This window comes from Psychrobacter sp. (assembly GCF_049295055.1).
In the GTDB taxonomy this organism is placed as follows: domain Bacteria; phylum Pseudomonadota; class Gammaproteobacteria; order Pseudomonadales; family Moraxellaceae; genus Psychrobacter.
On record NZ_JBAQQF010000007.1, the window covers coordinates 1 to 18,316 of the forward strand.

An 18,316-nucleotide genomic window follows, 5' to 3' on the forward strand; every position below is an offset into this window, starting at 1 on the left:
CAGAGATGCCTGTTATTGCCTATATCCTATGGAACAAGCCTTTATGATGACCATCGCCGGACAACCGTTTCTTACCGATTTTCAGACGCAGCAACTCATCAGTCAGTTTCAGCAAAAAACCGAGCTAAATGTCAGCCAGATTCATACCCAGCAAGTGTATGTGTTATCACGAGAACTCGAAGGTGATGAGCATAAAAAAGCGCTAGACTTACTTGCTGTCGACAGTGCCACTGTTCTTGCTGCTCCGCAAAGCAATCAGTTACAAGTCATCGTAGGTCCACGTTTTGGTACCATATCGCCATGGGCAAGTAAAGCGACCGATATTTTTAATAACTGTGAAATTGCGATTAAGCGTGTTGAGCGCGTGATTGTTTATACCCTAACCGTCGATGGAAAAGCAGACGGCGAAGCAGGTGAAAAACTGCCATTAGACGCTGAGCAATTATTGTTTGACCGTATGACACAAAGCTTGGTTTATGATTTAAACGACGTGAATAAATTATTCGACGATGGACAACCAGCATCATTAAATCATATTGATGTGATTGGACAAGGTCAAGAAGCGCTTGAATCTGCTAATAAAGAATTTGGTTTTGCGTTATCTGTTGAAGACATCGATTATCTAATGAATGCTTACGTCAATGAGCTAAAGCGCAATCCGACCGACGTTGAGCTAATGATGTTTGCACAGGCGAACTCAGAGCATTGCCGCCATAAGATTTTCAATGCAGAGTGGACAGTAGATGGTGCAGTACAATCTAAATCACTGTTCCAAATGATTAAGAATACTTATAAAGCCAACCCGCAAGGTATCTTGTCCGCTTATAAAGACAACGCTGCGGTGATGGCTGGTTCTGAAGGGTTGCGTTTTTATCCTGTTCCTACTGATGCTATGGATGCCAATTCAGCGCACCCTTACAGTTTCCATCAAGAAGAAATTGACATTTTAATGAAAGTCGAAACCCATAATCATCCAACCGCGATTGCCCCGTATGCAGGTGCAGCGACGGGTGCTGGCGGTGAGATTCGTGACGAAGGTGCAACCGGTCGTGGCGGTAAACCAAAAGCAGGTTTAACGGGCTTTCATGTATCACATCTCCATATTCCCGAGCTAGCAGAGAAGTGGGAACAGTCTGGTAATGTAAGCACGCAAGATTATGGTACGCCAGATCGTATGGCAACCAGTCTTGAGATTATGCTTGAGGCGCCATTAGGCTCAGCCAATTTCTCTAATGAGTTTGGTCGTCCGAACTTATGCGGTTATTTCCGTAGCTTCCAGTTGGACACGTCAGCGGCAAAAGACGGCAGTGAAATGCGTGGCTACCATAAGCCAATCATGCTTGCCGGTGGTTATGGCAATATCAAACGCAATTTAATTGAAAAAAACACGATTCAACAAGGTGATCTGCTTATCGTCCTTGGTGGTCCAGCGATGCAAATCGGCTTGGGCGGCGGTGCAGCATCTTCAGTCGATAGTGGCTCTTTAGATGAAGGCTTAGACTTTGCTTCTGTGCAGCGTGATAACGCTGAGATGGAACGTCGCTGTCAAGAAGTGATGGATCGTTGCTGGGCCTTAGCGGGTAATGACGTAGATGTTAGTAATGGTGGTAAAGATGGCAACCCCATTGTCTCGCTACATGACGTCGGTGCAGGTGGTCTTTCAAATGCCATGCCAGAATTGGTCAATGACCATGAAATGGGCGCGGTGCTAAACTTGCGTAAGATTCCGTCGCTAGAAGCGGGCATGTCACCGATGGCAATTTGGTCAAACGAAGCACAAGAGCGTTATGTACTGGCGATTCGCCCTGAAAGTGAAGCGCAGTTCGATGCGATTTGTGCCCGTGAGCGCTGCCCGTATGCGATTTTGGGTACAGCGACAGATATCCGTCAGCTTGTCGTTAATGATGAACTATTAGCTGAGCAGCCAGTCGATATGCCGATGCAAGTCTTGCTCGGTGGTACGCCGCAGATGAAGCGCAGCTTTAACCGTCAAGAGACTACCTTGCCAGCATTAGAGCTAGGCGAAGTCAACCTAGCCGAATCAATCAAAGACGTGCTACGTCATCCAACGGTTGCGAGCAAATCATTCTTGATCAGCATCGGTGACCGCTCTATCACAGGTATGGTGGTACGCGATCAATTCGTTGGTCGCTATCAAGTGCCAGTATCAGATTGTGCCGTTACGGCATCAGGATTGATCGCGCTTGATGGTCAGCCGATGAGCGGTGAAGCGATGAGTGTCGGTGAACGTACGCCAGTTGCACTTATTAGCCCAACTGCTTCAGCACGCCTTGCTGTTGGTGAAGCAATCACCAATATCGCTGGTGCACGTATTACTCAGCTATCTGACATTACCATGTCTGCAAACTGGATGGCAGCGTGTGGCGATGATGCCGAAGATGCGGCCTTGTTTGATGCCGTACATGCTGTTGGTGAAGAACTATGCCCGGCACTTGGTATCGCTATTCCAGTCGGTAAAGACTCGCTATCGATGCGTGCCAATTGGGCAGACGAAGACGAGAACGGCAGCACGGATAAATCAGTGGTTTCGCCAATGAGCTTAGTGATTACGGCTTTTGCGCCTGTTATTGATGTGGCAAAAACCTTAACGCCTGAGCTTATTAATGGTGATAGTGCCTTCTACCGTATTGACTTGTCTAAAGGCAAGCTACGTCTAGGTGGCTCAATCCTCGCGCAAACGCTTAGCCAATTAGGTAACGATTGCCCAGATTTAGCGCAGCCTAGTGACTTGGTCGATTTCTTTAACTTTATCCAAGCGGGTAACGCGCAAGAAGTTATCAGCGCTTATCACGATATCGGTGATGGCGGATTACTTGCGACCATTGCTGAGATGCAATTTACCAGCCGTCAAGGTATCAAGCTGTCATTGACTGATGATAATTTACTCGGTCAACTGTTCAGTGAAGAGTTGGGCGCGGTCATCCAAGTATTGCCAGAAAACGTTGCAGCATTAATGCAATTGGCGGAAGAATTTAATGTCAGCGATATGCTGAGCCTCGTTGGTCAAAGCTCGGAAGAAGACAGCCTAATTATCCAAACGCCAACCCTTATGGGCGAGGATACGTTACGCTTTAGCCGTACTGAATTACAGCAAGAGTGGAGTCAGGTCAGCTATCAAATCGCCCGCCGCCGTGACAATCCAGCGTGCGTCCAGCAAGAATATGACTTGATTAGCGATACTAGCCATCAAGGTCTTATTGCTGTACCAAACTTTGATCTCAACCAAAAAGTTGAAGTGCCTTACTTAAATAGTAGGGAAAATAAACCAAGAGTCGCTATCTTACGTGAGCAAGGCGTCAATGGTCAGCTAGAGATGGCAGCAGGCTTTACTCAAGCAGGATTTGAAGCGGTCGACGTCCACATGAGTGATTTACTCAGCGGTCGCATCAATCTACGCGACTTCGATGGTCTGGTCGCTTGTGGTGGCTTTAGTTACGGTGACGTGCTGGGCGCAGGCTCTGGTTGGGCGAACTCTATCTTGTTCCATGACGAATTACGCATGCAGTTTGTACGCTTCTTTGCCCGTCCTGATACCTTCTCACTTGGCGTTTGTAACGGTTGTCAGATGATGGCGCAGTTAAAAGATCTCATCCCAGGCGCGGAAAACTTCCCACGCTTTATCGCCAATAAATCGGCTCGCTTTGAAGCGCGTACGGTCAATGTCAAAGTTGAGCGCACCAAGTCCATCCTGTTTAAAGGCATGCAAGACAGTATCTTACCGATCGCTATTGCCCACGGTGAAGGCTATGCCACGCTTAACGAGACAGAAATCGACGGTATGGCAAAACATGGTCAGCTCGCTATGCGCTTCGTCGATAGCCAAGGTCAGTCAACTGAGACGTATCCGCTCAATCCAAACGGTTCGGTCGGCGGTGTCACGGGTCTGTGTAGCACTGACGGTCGCGTTACCATCATGATGCCGCATCCTGAGCGTACTCTACGAGCCTACAATCACAGCTGGAAACCAGAAGCGTGGGATGAGGACGGCGCGTGGATGCGTATGTTCCGTAATGCGCGGGCTTGGGTAAGATAAGTTTCGTTAGGATAATTTGTATTAATTTTAGATAATAGCTTTTTATAATAAGAAGGTGGGCTTCGGCTCACCTTTTTTGTGTTTGGGATTTTAAGAAGTAGGGGAGCTATTTCCTGAGAAGCGTTAAAAAATTGCATTGCAATTTTAGCTTCGCAAGTGAAAATTCCTTAAAGGGAATTTTCTGTTTCGCTATTGTCTTAGTCGTCGATTGGGATGGTAGCTAAGAACGTATGGATTCGTGTGACGACCTTTGGAGTAGTCTTTAAGTATATGTTATATATATTAATCTTCGGTATTATATGATATAATACATACCATTAATGAGATATTGAACCCAACATCTTTACACTTTCCAAGTGTATTTTCTGAAAAAAATAGCATATTGTAATTATATGCCACTCCACTTTTCCTTTCTAACAAAACCATACACTGTCCAAAGTAGTCTTTAGCCAATATGAGGAGGTTATTATGAAATATTCAGCAATTGCAATTGCAAACGCTTTTATTGAACAAGCTAATAATGGAAAAATTAATAACTTAACTCCTATGAAGCTGCAAAAGTTAATGTTTTTCGCTCAAGCATGGCATTTGAAATCAACTAACATGCCACTATTTGATGGTAACTTCGAACGCTGGCAGTATGGCCCTGTTTTACCTGAAATTTATCATGAGTTTAAGAAGTTTGGTTATAGAAGTATTCATGAAATTGGTTCTAATATGTGGAACGAGTTTCATAAGATAGATACTTATGACTATCAAGTGACTGAATTTCTAAAACAAATAGTTGATGCGTATGGCAACTATACTGGAACTGAATTATCTTGGATGACACATCAGCCAGAAACTGCATGGTCGAATGGGCAATTAGGTACGATTATCAATTCGCAAGATATGATTAACGGCAAAGTATGATATTTAAATTGTAATGTTAGATATAAAGACAACTTTTAATAACGTTGAAGAGAGTGGCATCAGTAAGGATGTACCACTCTCTTTTCCTATCTCTAATTCAGATGTAACAAGGGCTGGAGACGTTATACGTTCTTGTATGGAAAGTTCAAATCTAGATACTAAAAGAGAAGAAGAGTTTACAAACGCATTACTTATACTTAGAAAGTATCGAGAAAATCATGCACCTTGTCTTAAGATATTTTCAAATCTATTAAAAGAGAAGTTGGAAAGATTAGAGGTTGATCAGGAAAGTATTGTTGGTTCTCGCACAAAAAGGTTAGAATCAATTTCAATGAAATTAGTTCGACTTCCTTCAACTAGACTTTCTCAAATGGAAGATATAGTGGGAATTAGAGTTACTTTACCTAATATGCAAGCAGTTGAGCGTTTTATTAATGACAGAGAAACATGCGAAATATATAATTCAGATTATATTGAAAATGAAGCAAGGACAAATAACTATATAAGTAAACCCAAACCTGATGGTTATAGGGGTATACACCAGATTTTTAAATGTAAGGTCGATAATAAGATTTTTCGACTGGAACTACAGATCCGCACGAAAGTACAACATGAATGGGCTACAATTGTAGAGATACTTGGTTCTCTATACAAAGCTTCATTTAAAGCAGGAGAAGGAGATAAAAGGTACTTAAGGTTTCTTGAACTAACAAGTGTATTGTTTTCTATTGAAGAAAATGCTCCTGTTATTTCTAGTTATGCAGAATTAACTTCGACAGAAATATGTACTAAATTAAACGCACTTGAGAAAGAATTAAAAGTTATTGAAAAGCTAAAAAGTGTCAATTCTATTAATTTATTAGGAAAAAGTCCTGAGGCTAAGTATTATCTAATCCAGTTAGACTTAGAGTCTCGTGAGACCAGAGTGCTGCATTACTTTGATGGTAAAAAAGCAAATGAAAATTACTATCGGTTAGAGAAGACTTACAAAGGCAGTGATAAATTTGATGTCGTTTTGGTGTCGGTTGATGATGTTAATAAAATTGAAGAAGCTTATCCAAACTATTTCCTAGATAGTGATAGCTTTATCAATAGATATAACAAGCTTTTAGCGAAATACTCATAGCTATAGTAAAGTTTTACGTATATAGATGCTGAATATATGATGCAGTATTTATTATACTATTCAAACAATAATATAATAAATAGGTAGTTAATAAGGTTTTTAAGATCTGAGTTTAAAGTTAACTAACTACTAATCTCTCAAATTATTTTTTACCCTCTCTCTTAGCCTCAGCAATCAACTCATGAATCTTTGCACTCTCTTTTAGCACACAAGCCTCATATTCAGAAAGCGACTCAGCTTCCTGTTGCTGCTGATTTTCCTGCTCTTGCTTTGCTTTTTCTTCTAAATACTTCTGAAGATCGTCTTGCTCATTTTGCTCGTTATATTGTGAGTTGCTCATGGCTTATGTCTCCTAATATTTTTTATCCATCAATAAAAGTCATCACGACCAGCATACTTCTTATTGAGTGCCTTTAAAATAGCATAAGTTTCTAAATCCAGCTCGCCCGTTGGCTGCTGCGGTCTGAAATGCAATTGAAAGGCGTAAACGACATTGCGACTGGCTTTATCCCACTCATCACTATCATTGATTTGATAGCCGTAATCACGAAACGCTTGCTTAACCTCAGGTATCGTTGCCGCTGCAAACGTGTCTTGATGCATAAAGAATTGCTTATCAAAGTCATCATACCAAGCGCCAATACCATACTCTGTATACAGTCGTTGCCAAGGGAACTTTGCACCGGGGTCAATTTTGCGCGACGGTGCCATATCCGCATGACCGATGATATTTTTTGGTGAAATGCTATATCTTGCTGCCAAATCTTGCACCAGCTGCGCTACTTTTTTAATCTGTAACTCGTCAAACTCTACGTAGTGCTTATAAGGATGATATTCGAAATCACCATTTTTGAGTGCGTTTCTATACTGGGGTTGAATGCCTGCGTTGACGATTTCGATGCCGATAGAAGTATCATTAAGGATAGTTCTACCCGCAAACCCGCCATCACCTGCATGCCAAGCGCGTTCGCTTTCAGGCACTAGGTTATAAATCTTATTATCGTCATGGTCTAAAATTAGATAGTGAGCGCTGACTTGACCCGTGGTCAATGTTTTTACCGATCTGGCATTATCTGAGACGGTATAGTGTAGGACGATGGATTTAATCCGCTCGCTTTTGCCGGTGGCTTGATAGGTTTGGCTGTCAATAACGAAAGGTTCAGTATTCTCTATTTGGGTGTTATTAGTGGTCACGCAGCCAATCAAAGGCAGCGTTAAGGTACATGCTAATGCTAAAAATATATTTTTTGCCATGAACTGCTAACCCTTTTCAATCTTCTTCGCCAAAACCGTTTTCCAACTGTCCTCTAAACACTCAATCGTAAGCCAAGGCTCAATCACCTCTGCGTCAAACTTCTCTTTTGAGTTAGACAGTTGCCATAGCTTCTCTAATGTCGCAAAAGGATAGGGACGTTCTATCAAATATACCGGCAAATCAGCGTTAATCATCCCATCACGTACGACCTCAAAATACCATCCTGCGATACCTTGCTTGGTAATCCACGAAGCGATATTAGGCACTTTGGTGAACTGTCCGATTTGGTCATTGATTTTGTAGCAGGGTCGGCGTGGTTGGACGAGTCGTAGTTGTACGCTGTTCTCAGCATTACCATCAATAACTTCATCTTGACCATACTGAAAAACGTCGCCAATACAAACTGTTGCTTCTGTCATTTCTGGCAAATCATTCACCGCTTCCGTCGTCAGGTTTTCGCCCAACGTCCCGATACGAACATTAAGGTTAAATTCTGTATTGATACAACCATAAGTAGCCGTAGGCATCTGATGCACCGCTTTTAGGGGGCCACCATGATGACGGCGATCGGCTTGCTCATCAGTGGTTAAGCCCATAAAATTGACGGCGACAGGTGCTTTGATGGGCGCTTTATCAATAGCACTCATTTGCTCACGAGTGAACGGCATCGCCTTGCCTGCACGGACGCAGGTTAAGTTAGCAATATGCAGGGGCAGGGTTTGATTAAAATTCGCTTTATTTGTTGGGGTAGAGGATTGTATGGTTTGTATGTTCATAGGTTCTAAGCTCATGGATTGTCCTAATTTATAAGTTTTTATTAGGCGCGTGGCTTTGTCGTTATTGGTATGAATAATGCGTATTATCTTAGCCTAATCATGCGTCTGATTATACGGCTTCAGCACCTTAAAGTTTAGTAGTACCTTAAAGTCGATTAGCGCTAAAATTTAAACAAAAAAAGACCAGAATAGTCATCTGGTCTTTTTTTTATAGCGTTACGGCAATAAATAAGATTACTTATTTTTATTACGGCGACCGGCTGTTTTCTTTTCACGCGGCACAGCGACCAGTTCAGCCAATTGCTCAGGTGATGACCATAGACCTTCTAAGTCATAGAACTCGCGGGCTTGTGGCGTCATCATATGCACGACAACTGCACCCAAATCAATCAACGTCCAGTCAGAATCGATTCCGCCTTCGCGACCAAGTGGCATAAAGCCTGCTTGCTTCGCTTCAGCGCCGACACTGTCAGCCATCGCGCGTACATGACGCTTAGAGGTACCGTCAGCGATAACGATACGTTCCATAACGTCAGTCAAATCTTCTACATTCATTACGGTGATGTTCTTAGCTTTCATATCGTCTAGCGCGCTTTCGACTACATCTAAACATTCTTTTAAGCGTTCTTCAGTCATGGTGTTGGTCATAAATTTTAATCTCTTGAATCGTCAATATTAAAAATAAAATGGTAAATCGTCAATTTGCATAAAATTGTATTGTCGCACTGACTCAATATGAGCAGTGACGTATCAAGACAGGGTGGGCAAAATGACAATGATAAGATGATTTTAACGGAATTGAGCAGCAGAATATAGCTGATGGGCGATAATATATCGATAAACAGCAGGATTTAGCCATTTAGCTAATGAATTAAGTGCAGTATTGCCTATGATATCATTTATTGCTGCTATAGATGTGATTTGCGTTTCGGCTGAGGGCATTATATACAATCGATTTTCCGTCTGCTGTAACTGCTGGCGTATTTGGGTGCTTGATACTACAGCGACAGGGCGCGGGTCTATATAAAGGTAGCCTTGATTGATGGTTTTTAAGAGAGGGCTGTCTGCTAAGTTTTGAGAGATAGGCGTTAACAACTCAGTGGCTAAACGGACCGTTAGGTTTTGTAGCGGCATAGGTAATTGGGATTGCAATTGAGCAGGAAAAATAGCGATATCTGATGTTATTATATTTTTATTATTAAGAGTTTTATCGGTATTAGAAAAGGCGTTAGTACTTTTAGATACGCTGCTACGGTCAAAAACCCATAGATTGACATAATCAGTGAGTTGTAAGCCGTTCTTCCATTGTTCTAGACTACGGGCGCTATCCATACCCATAATAAATATCAAACTGTCATGCGGGTAGCGGGCGCGTAATGTCTGTACGCTATCGATAGTATAGACAGGCGGCGTCTGCCACAGCTCAAGCTCATTAATCTTTAGCGCTGTGTTTTGTATTGCCAGCTTTAGCATGGCTAAGCGGTGCTCAGGGTCTGTGCTATCTTCTTTAAAAGGTGAGCGCGCATTAGGCAGTAACGATACATGTAGTTCGCGCTGTTGCTGCTCCGCTATCGGTAACAAATACTGATAAACATACAATGCCATTTGTAGATGACCGTTGTGTACAGGGTCAAATGAGCCACCCAAATACGCACGAATGGCAGGGGCAGAAGCCTTGTCAGATGCAATAACAGAGCTTTTTACATCAGAGCTTGGATAAGTGGACTGAGCTAAGTGCGGCATAATAATTGAAAGTGTTACCTATAAATAGAATGCTATGAGTAAAGCATGTTAAAGCATGATTGTAATGGGCCGATGTATAGTTGTCATTAAAAGCGCTAAAAAGATACTAATATTGATTATAGCAGCCAATAAAAAACCGACTATCATGATGATAATCGGCTATAAAAAATATTTATTTTAAGCTCGCTGCTAAGCGATTAGCTAGTGACCATATAAACAGTGACCATATAAACAGTGACTATATAAACAGCGACTATATAAGCAGCAATTAGATTTCGTCACTATCCGCTTGAATGGCAGTAAGGGCGATGGTATAGATAATATCATCGACCAATGCGCCACGTGATAAGTCGTTTACTGGCTTATTCAAACCTTGCAACATCGGACCGACACTGACCACATTGGCACTACGCTGTACCGCTTTATAAGTGGTGTTACCGGTATTGAGGTCTGGGAAGATAAAGACGTTGGCTTGTCCAGCAACTGGTGAGTCAGGCGCTTTTTGTTTACCGACGCTCATCACAGAAGCCGCATCATACTGCAAGGGTCCATCGACCGCTAGATTCGGCATGCGCTCGCGGACAATTTCAGTGGCACGGATGACCTTTTCAACATCAGCGCCTGTACCTGAAGCACCTGTTGAGTAGCTAATCATCGCAACTTTTGGATTGATACCAAAGGCCGCCGCAGATTCAGCCGACTGAATAGCAATCTCAGCCAACTCTTCAGCCGTTGGATCTGGATTAATCGCACAGTCACCATAGACCACCACTTGCTCTGGCAATAGCATAAAGAAAATGGATGATACCAAAGAATATTGCGGTGCCGTTTTAATCAACTGGAATGCTGGGCGTACGGTATTGGCAGTGGTATGAATGGCACCAGAAACTAAGCCATCAACTTCGTCCATCTCTAACATGGTCGTACCTAAATAGACGGTATCTTTTAGGTATTCGGCAGCGACTTCTGCATTGGTTTTACCTTTACGACGTTCAACGACGGCAGCGATATATTTGTCCATATCGAGGGTATCAGGGTCGATGATTTCCAGACCTTCTGGCAAGATTAAATCGCGGTTTTTGGCCACTTGTTCGACATCAGCACGCTTAGCGAGTAATACACAATTGGCAATACCGCGACTTTGGCAAATACAAGCTGCTTCTACCGTCCGTGGTTCAGAGCCTTCGGGCAGCACGATACGTTTTTTGGCACTTTGCGCCTTTTTGACTACTTGATGACGAAATGCTGATGGTGACAAACGCGGCTCATGATTTTGGCTAAAATATTCTTTAATCCAGCTGAGATCCAAGTGCGCTGCTACATAGCGAGCCACTTCTTCAGCGCGTTCGGTATCATCGCTTGGAATCTCTGCACTCACTTGCAATAGACTCTGTACCGTCTCAAAGCTGTCATCTTCAACACTCATCACAGGGATACCCGTTTTGAGGGCGGATTGCCAGAGCTCAGCCACCGTTGGACTGGGAACAACGCCGCCGGTCAAGACCAATCCTGCTAGTGGAATACCATTGATACAGGCCAGTCCAGCTGCCAATAATAAATCGTCACGGTCACCCGGCACCACGATAAGCGTGCCACGTTTGAACACTTCATCGACGCGCGCAACTGAGCGCGCAGTCAAGCTGATACGGTTGATACGGCGAGATTTTGCTTCACCGACATTTAGCCAAGTAGCATCAAGCTCAGCGGCGATATCCCAAGTACGAGGTACAGATAGCGAATCACTAAATGGCACCACACCGATTAAGCGGAATTGTTCGGTATTGAAATGTGGCGATAGGCGCTGGACTTCTTGCATAAAGCCGCTGTCCAAGCTCACAATGGCTTCACCAGGGGCAACGATTTGATTTTCTAAGGTGCTTTGTGTATTTGGCAAGTCATGCATACGCATCAAGATACAGCCTAAAGTACGATCACTGGCCATGCCACCAAATTCACGGGCATGGACATCAAGCTTGTCGGCTAAATAGGCAGGTTTACTGGTATCAGCAGTGCTAACAAAGATGATTCTGGCATCTAAGGCGTGGGCAATCGCACGGTTGATTTGTGAGGCATAAGAGGTCTCGGTGGTCGGTACCAAGCCTTCGCAGATTACCACATCATAATCATCGCCGAGGGTATGATAATTAACGACCACTTCTTCCATCAAGTCATCAAGGTTGTCATCACCAATCATCCGCTCAACACGTTGACGGCTGATAGATTCAGGCGGGGTTAGACCAAACGCGTGCATGGCCAAAGCGCTTGAGCTGTCTAAACTGTTTTGTTTATCAAGCGTATCGTCTTGCAAAAACGGCTTCATAAAGCCCGCTTTGATACCGTTATAGTCAAAAGCACGAATCAAGCCCAGAGCGGCTGACGTTACACCGATACCGCGACTGATTGGTACAAGTAAAATAGTTTGCATAATATATCCTACTGTTTATTATATTTTTAAAGATGTATCATCCTTGAGTGTATAAGAATCAGCTTGTGATTCTTATAGTAACCAACGGTATGCGTCTTATTTTAGACCCAAGGCTTGACGAGTTTCTTGCGCAATACGACACTCTTCATCGGTTGGAATAACCCACAGCTCAATGCTGCTATCATCCGTGTGTAGACTGCCTTCGGCGCCGCCAACGAGCGCTTTGTTCTTATCAGCGTCGAACTTGATACCGAAGTGACGCATCACATTTAAGATACGAGCACGAGTGGTCGCTGAGTTTTCACCGATACCACCAGTAAAGACAATGCCAGTAAGTTCAGGTAGCGCACAGCTTAGGCTGGCAAGATATTTACCCACGCGGTAAGCGAACATCTCAATAGCAAGCATTGCATCTGCATGTCCTTCATTAGCCGCTTGCTCAACGGTACGCAAGTCATTTGATAAGCCTGAGATACCAAGCAGACCACTTTCATTATTGAGCATTTTGTCAATCTCTTCTAGGCTCATGCCCAATTGACGTTTTAGATGGATGTGTAGGCTAGGATCGACATCACCACTACGCGTACCCATCATCAAACCTTCGAGCGGAGTCAGCCCCATACTGGTATCAAGACTTTTGCCATCGTAGACGGCAGTCGCTGAACAACCATTACCTAAATGTGCGGTTAACCAACCATGTGGGCCTTTAGCGCTGGTAATTTGGCTGGCGCGTTCTGACACATAAGCATGCGAGGTACCATGGAAGCCATAACGACGGATTTTATGTTCTGAATAGAGTGCTTTTGGTAGCGGATAGCGGAAAGCAACAGGCGGCATGGTTTGATGGAAAGCGGTGTCAAATACTACGACTTGCGGAATGTCAGGATAAATCGCTTGCACTGCTTCAATGCCCAAAGCGTTAGCAGGATTATGTAGGGGCGCCAAGACTTTTAAGCGTTTAACTTCTTGTAAGACATGATCATCAACACGAACCGCTGCTGAATATTCACGACCACCATGGACCACTCGATGCCCCACGGCAATAAAGTGATACTGTTCAAGTAGGGCAAGAATTTTTTGTAAAGCCAATTCATGACGACCACCAGGGATAGCAATTTCCAGCTTTTCGCCGTTTAAAGCAGTATGTTTAATACGAGCAGTATCGAGACCTAAGTTTTCTGCAAGACCAGTGATACGAGTGCTTTCATCGTCACTAATCAAAGCATATTTGATTGAAGAAGAGCCACAATTCAATACTAAAGTAGGATTGGTGAGGGTCGATGTTTCAGAGTTTTTGTCATCAAAAGTGGTGGTTACGCCAGCGCTCATACTCTATCCTTAGATTATATTTTATAAAGGGTAATTATCGTCGATGACCACCTGTTAAATAAACGAAAACCAGCTATATTATTGCTGGTATATGCCAAACAACTGACATAGGCAAACAATCATACGACTGATTTGCCTTAGGTTTAGGCCATCACTGTTTTCAAGGCTTTTTAAATACTTATTAATGCCTTTGAGCCTTAATAAGACGCCCATTAGCGCCTCGTCACAGCTGCAAGGGTTGAGTATAATGTACCATAATTTTGAGGTTATACCACGATAACTATAAGGTTTTAATGAGTGAGTCTCTGAGTGTTCAATACAACTGTACACCGAGCGCAGCTGAAGTTTAACCGTTATTTAACCGTTGTGACAAGATAAAATAAACTTTATGAAAATTGTAAGTAAGTTTGTCAAAATTTATCCTAGCTTGATCAATAGGGTGCTATAAAATCAATTCATCTTAAAAATAAACTGTTGTAAGGATAGTTATTTCGAAGTTGTTTTGAAGTTATTTGAAGTCTTATAGCTATATTTCAGCAAATTTATGTACCAATCAGATTCCGTAGGCGCACAGCTTTATAGAATAATGCTATGATTAAAAAATTATCATTTTCCCTCTGTTCTATATTAGCTGCATTATTGGCTGCATTTTCACTAATAGTGATTTTTATCCTATTAAAACCATTGCAAGAGTAAGGTTATTCATTTTATGTTTATTATAAGACGCACCTCAAAAACTGAATGCCCTAACGCAGTCATTAGTGTCAGTCGCCATGCCAGTTATAAGTTAATACTCGCTACTACTATTTTAATGGGCATGGCAGGCTTAACAGGCTGTGGGCAAAAAGGCGATTTATACCTTGTAGACTCGAGTAGTAAAGTGACTCGAGATAGTACGGCGATAGTTGATAGTGGCAATAATCCACAGGATACTGCCTTTGCTAATATTGATGATAATAAAAATGTGGACGACTTCAAGCTGCCTGAACCCAGTGACGACCCTAATGATTATTGATTTTTAAGAAACATTAAAGCGGTTAAAATACTTCCTAAGATTATCCTAAAACTTCATTTTCACCTTGATACCCTGATTATATTCGAGATATTTATATGAGTCATTCTGAGCACCAAGCTAGCGGAACAGTCACCATTCAAACCGAGCAAGGGTTCTATATCGATCCTGAAGCCTTAACTACCTACTTGCCTGCGTTGCACTATCGCAATGATGCTTTGCATATGGAGCAAGTTAATATTAATGAGGTGGTCAAACACTACGGTACGCCATGTTATGTCTATTCAAAACAGGCGATATTAGAGGTTTATCAATCTTACACCGATAGCTTTGCCAGTTTGAACCATCAGATTTGTTATGCAGTTAAAGCAAACTCTAATCTAGCCGTTCTTAGTGTGCTAGCAGAAGCAGGGGCAGGGTTTGATATTGTCTCTCGCGGTGAGCTGATGCGCGTATTAGCCGCTGGTGGTAAGGCGTCGCGGGTTGTGTTTTCAGGCGTTGGCAAGACTTATAGCGATATTGAATATGCCCTTACTCAAGGTATTAGCTGCTTTAACGTCGAATCCATTAGTGAGCTGACGTTAATTAATGAAGTGGCAGTGCAATTAAATAAGAAAGCACCGATATCACTGCGGGTCAATCCAGACGTTGACGCCAAGACCCATCCATATATTTCAACCGGTTTAAAAGATAATAAATTCGGCATTACCCACGAAGACGCGGTTGCGGTTTATGAGCAGGCGGCCGAGCTGTCTCATATCGATATCGTTGGTATCGACTGTCATATTGGCTCACAGCTTACTGAGGTTGAGCCATTTGTAGCGGCGTTGGACAAAATAATTGAGCTGGTACATAGCTTACGTGAAAAAGGCATTGAGCTACGTCATATCGATTTGGGTGGCGGCTTAGGGGTGCGCTACATCGATGAGACGCCCGTGTCTATCGATAAGTTTGCAAGTGCTTTATTACCGAAGCTTAGTGAGCTTGGCCTGACGGTATTTTTTGAGCCGGGTCGTAGTATCGTTGCCAATGCAGGCGTTTTATTGACGCAAGTTGATGTATTAAAACCAACTGAGCATAAGAACTTTGCCATTGTTGATGCGGCGATGAATGATTTGATTCGCCCAGCATTATATCAGGCAGAAATGGCAGTGATTCCAAACGTCTTACCTAGTAACGGTATAGATACTGACGGCACACAGCCATGGGATATCGTTGGCGCTATCTGTGAAACCGGTGATTTCTTAGCGAAAAATCGTCTATTGTCGCTATCGACAGGTGATATCTTGGCAATTACCGGTGCTGGCGCTTACGGTTTTACCATGAGTAGCAATTATAATTCGCGTCCACGTGCCAGCGAAGTGATGATTGCTGATGACCGTCATCAGCTGATTCGTCAGCGCGAAACTATTGAAGCGTTATATGCCAATGAGACCGTGTGGCAAGGCTAACGGCTAAGCAATATAAAGTATCTCAAAAATCTGACCCATTATCGTGATGATAGTGGGTTTTTTATGGCAAGCTCTGATTAAGTTTATGAATATCAAGTGATGAATATAACTTGGGGTTTGATAGCGGTGATAGTTATGATTGTAACTGACAGCGTGCTAATATAAGGCATACATAAAAATAGGATAGGATATCAAGGATATGCTAATAGAATTTACTAAGATGCATGGGCTGGGCAATGACTTTATGGTCATCGATTTAGTGACTCAGCGCTTAGAGTTGACCAAGGATTTGGTACAGTTATTGGGTGATCGTCATCTAGGTATTGGTTTTGATCAGTTGCTAGTAGTCGAGCCACCGATGCGCCCCGACGTTGATTTTAGCTATCGTATTTTTAATACGGATGGTATGGAAGTCGAGCAGTGCGGTAATGGTGCGCGTTGTTTCGCCCGTTTCGTACAAGCACGCAAACTGTCATTTAAGCAGCGCCTGCGCGTTGAGACCGCAAGCGGTATTATCTCGTTGACCACTGATCGCTATGGTTGGGTAGAAGTGGATATGGGTAAGCCTAAGTTTGAGCCCAGCGAGATTCCTTTTACGCCAAAAGCCACGACCAAAATTCAAAATGCTTATCATTTGGACGTCAATGGCACGCCTGTGCAGCTTTATGTCGCCAATATGGGCAATCCGCATGCGATTATCAAAGTCGATAATGTACTCGATGCAGATGTCGAAAAGCTGGGTAAAGCTATCGAATCTCATCCCGCCTTTCCAGCGCGCGTCAATGTCGGTTTTATGCAAGTAATGAACCAACGTCATATTCGTCTGCGGGTTTATGAACGCGGTGTTGGTGAGACACAAGCTTGTGGTACCGGTGCTTGTGCAGCCGTTGCTGTTGGGATACGTGAAGGCTGGCTTGATGAAGGTGAAGATGTGCGCGCACAGCTTTATGGCGGCAGCATGGTTATAAAATGGCAGCCGGGCTATCCAGTCATGATGACGGGACCAACTGCTTTTGTTTACGAAGGCGTATTTAGCCCAGATGGTCTGATGGCGCAAGCGGGTATTAAGCCTAATCCAGAAAGTTAATGGTTCGTCGTAGATAATAGACGGTGAAAGTTCGCTACTAGGTAAATATTATGGCTATGACTAATAAAGCTATGTCTCATAAAAACCACCAGCCTACAGAGACAGAATCAACGTCTAAATCATGGCTATCAGCAGACTTAGCGACAACCATAGAAGCAGATGCGGCGCTACGAGAGTTATTGGCGCCTGTGCATCGTTGGCTAAATGTCTTGTCGGTGCGTAATCACTCGCCGCATACATTGACCGCTTATTTTGCTGGCTTAAACCAACTGGCGCTGTTTCTGCGCGGTAAATGCCTAACATGGACACGTTGTGATAAGCGTCAATTAGCTCAGCATATTAGCCAGCGCCTTGATGAAGATAAACTGGCGCTGGCTAGTGTCCAGCAAGAGCTGTCTGCTATCCGCCATTTTTATGGTTGGTTGATTGAAGAAGATTTAGCACGTATCAATCCCACCACAGGCTATCAGCTGAAACGTAGCCCTAGACCATTGCCGTCTATCGCTGACATCGATTTATTGACTCAATTACTGGACCAAGAAATTCCTGATACACCCGAACAAGCGCGCTTATGGTTGCGTGATAAAGCGATGTTTGAACTGCTTTATAGCAGCGGTCTACGTGTCGGTGAGCTGGTAGCGCTCGATATGGTAGATGTCGACTTGTCTGATTTACGAGTACGCGTGACTGGTAAAGGTAATAAGACGCGATTGGTGCCATTAGGCGCAAAAGCAGCCGAGGCTATTAGCCGTTATTTGCCGCACCGTAATTTATGGGTAGAGCAGATGGATACAGCATTATTTATCAGTGAAAAACTAGGCACACGCTTATCAACGCGGGCGGTACAACAACGCCTAAAAGTCGCAGCCACCCGTGCCGGTATTGCTCAAAACATGTATCCGCATCTATTACGTCATTGCTTTGCGTCCCATATGCTATCGGGTAGCGGTGACTTGCGCGCCGTTCAAGAAATGCTTGGGCATAGTGATATTAGTACTACGCAAATTTATACTCATGTTGATTTCGCTAAACTTACGCAAGTTTATGACCGCGCTCATCCACGAGCTACTCATGCGCAAAAAGATAGTGATTCAACCACTTAATTTTAGAAGTTTTTTTTGTTAGGAACATCCTTTATCAAGAGCA

General features: G+C 43.3%; 14 protein-coding genes. 7 read left to right on the forward strand and 7 right to left on the reverse strand.

Annotated features, from left to right (window positions below; genetic code table 11):
- Window positions 1–43 precede the first annotated feature (43 nt).
- The 3 genes from purL (at window position 44) to WAZ74_RS01350 (ending at window position 6,092) form a co-directional block, all read left to right on the forward strand.
- Window positions 44–4,054, forward strand: a complete 4,011-nt coding sequence (gene purL, locus WAZ74_RS01340) for a phosphoribosylformylglycinamidine synthase (RefSeq protein ID WP_422304996.1) — start codon at window positions 44–46, stop codon at window positions 4,052–4,054.
- A gap of 468 nt (window positions 4,055–4,522) precedes the next feature.
- On the forward strand, window positions 4,523–4,966 hold the full coding sequence (locus WAZ74_RS01345) for a Panacea domain-containing protein (protein WP_422304998.1): 444 nt from the start codon (window positions 4,523–4,525) through the stop codon (window positions 4,964–4,966).
- Between the two features lie 13 nt (window positions 4,967–4,979).
- Window positions 4,980–6,092, forward strand: a complete 1,113-nt coding sequence (locus WAZ74_RS01350) for a hypothetical protein (RefSeq protein WP_422305000.1) — start codon at window positions 4,980–4,982, stop codon at window positions 6,090–6,092.
- Window positions 6,093–6,234: 142 nt separating this feature from the next.
- Here the strand turns inward: WAZ74_RS01350 and WAZ74_RS01355 are convergent, their stop codons facing one another.
- The 7 genes from WAZ74_RS01355 to WAZ74_RS01385 form a co-directional block, all read right to left on the reverse strand.
- Window positions 6,235–6,432 (reverse strand): hypothetical protein, encoded by a 198-nt coding sequence (locus tag WAZ74_RS01355; RefSeq protein WP_422305002.1) that lies wholly within the window; start codon window positions 6,430–6,432, stop codon window positions 6,235–6,237.
- Window positions 6,433–6,461: 29 nt separating this feature from the next.
- Complete coding sequence (locus WAZ74_RS01360) at window positions 6,462–7,346, reverse strand: N-acetylmuramoyl-L-alanine amidase (protein ID WP_422305004.1); 885 nt, start codon at window positions 7,344–7,346, stop codon at window positions 6,462–6,464.
- A 6-nt stretch (window positions 7,347–7,352) separates the two neighbouring features.
- Window positions 7,353–8,123 (reverse strand): MOSC domain-containing protein, encoded by a 771-nt coding sequence (locus WAZ74_RS01365; protein ID WP_422305038.1) that lies wholly within the window; start codon window positions 8,121–8,123, stop codon window positions 7,353–7,355.
- A gap of 234 nt (window positions 8,124–8,357) precedes the next feature.
- A complete protein-coding gene (gene rsfS, locus WAZ74_RS01370) occupies window positions 8,358–8,771 on the reverse strand; it encodes a ribosome silencing factor (protein ID WP_422305006.1) in 414 nt (137 codons plus the stop codon).
- 141 nt (window positions 8,772–8,912) lie between these two features.
- The gene (locus WAZ74_RS01375; protein ID WP_422305008.1) at window positions 8,913–9,866 is read right to left on the reverse strand and encodes a nicotinate-nicotinamide nucleotide adenylyltransferase; all 954 of its coding nucleotides are present in this window, start codon (window positions 9,864–9,866) and stop codon (window positions 8,913–8,915) included.
- 268 nt (window positions 9,867–10,134) lie between these two features.
- A complete protein-coding gene (gene pta, locus WAZ74_RS01380; protein ID WP_422305010.1) occupies window positions 10,135–12,291 on the reverse strand; it encodes a phosphate acetyltransferase in 2,157 nt (718 codons plus the stop codon).
- A 96-nt stretch (window positions 12,292–12,387) separates the two neighbouring features.
- A complete protein-coding gene (locus tag WAZ74_RS01385; RefSeq protein WP_422305012.1) occupies window positions 12,388–13,620 on the reverse strand; it encodes an acetate/propionate family kinase in 1,233 nt (410 codons plus the stop codon).
- A gap of 709 nt (window positions 13,621–14,329) precedes the next feature.
- On the opposite strand from WAZ74_RS01385, the gene lptM reads away from it, so the two are divergent.
- From lptM to WAZ74_RS01405, 4 genes are all read left to right on the forward strand, one after another.
- The gene (lptM, locus tag WAZ74_RS01390) at window positions 14,330–14,635 is read left to right on the forward strand and encodes an LPS translocon maturation chaperone LptM (protein WP_422305014.1); all 306 of its coding nucleotides are present in this window, start codon (window positions 14,330–14,332) and stop codon (window positions 14,633–14,635) included.
- A 95-nt stretch (window positions 14,636–14,730) separates the two neighbouring features.
- Window positions 14,731–16,083, forward strand: coding sequence for a diaminopimelate decarboxylase (gene lysA / locus WAZ74_RS01395; protein ID WP_422305016.1), 1,353 nt, complete (start codon window positions 14,731–14,733; stop codon window positions 16,081–16,083).
- Window positions 16,084–16,282: 199 nt separating this feature from the next.
- Window positions 16,283–17,170 (forward strand): diaminopimelate epimerase, encoded by an 888-nt coding sequence (dapF, locus tag WAZ74_RS01400; RefSeq protein ID WP_422305018.1) that lies wholly within the window; start codon window positions 16,283–16,285, stop codon window positions 17,168–17,170.
- 56 nt (window positions 17,171–17,226) lie between these two features.
- On the forward strand, window positions 17,227–18,273 hold the full coding sequence (locus WAZ74_RS01405; protein ID WP_422305040.1) for a tyrosine recombinase XerC: 1,047 nt from the start codon (window positions 17,227–17,229) through the stop codon (window positions 18,271–18,273).
- Window positions 18,274–18,316: the final 43 nt, after the last annotated feature.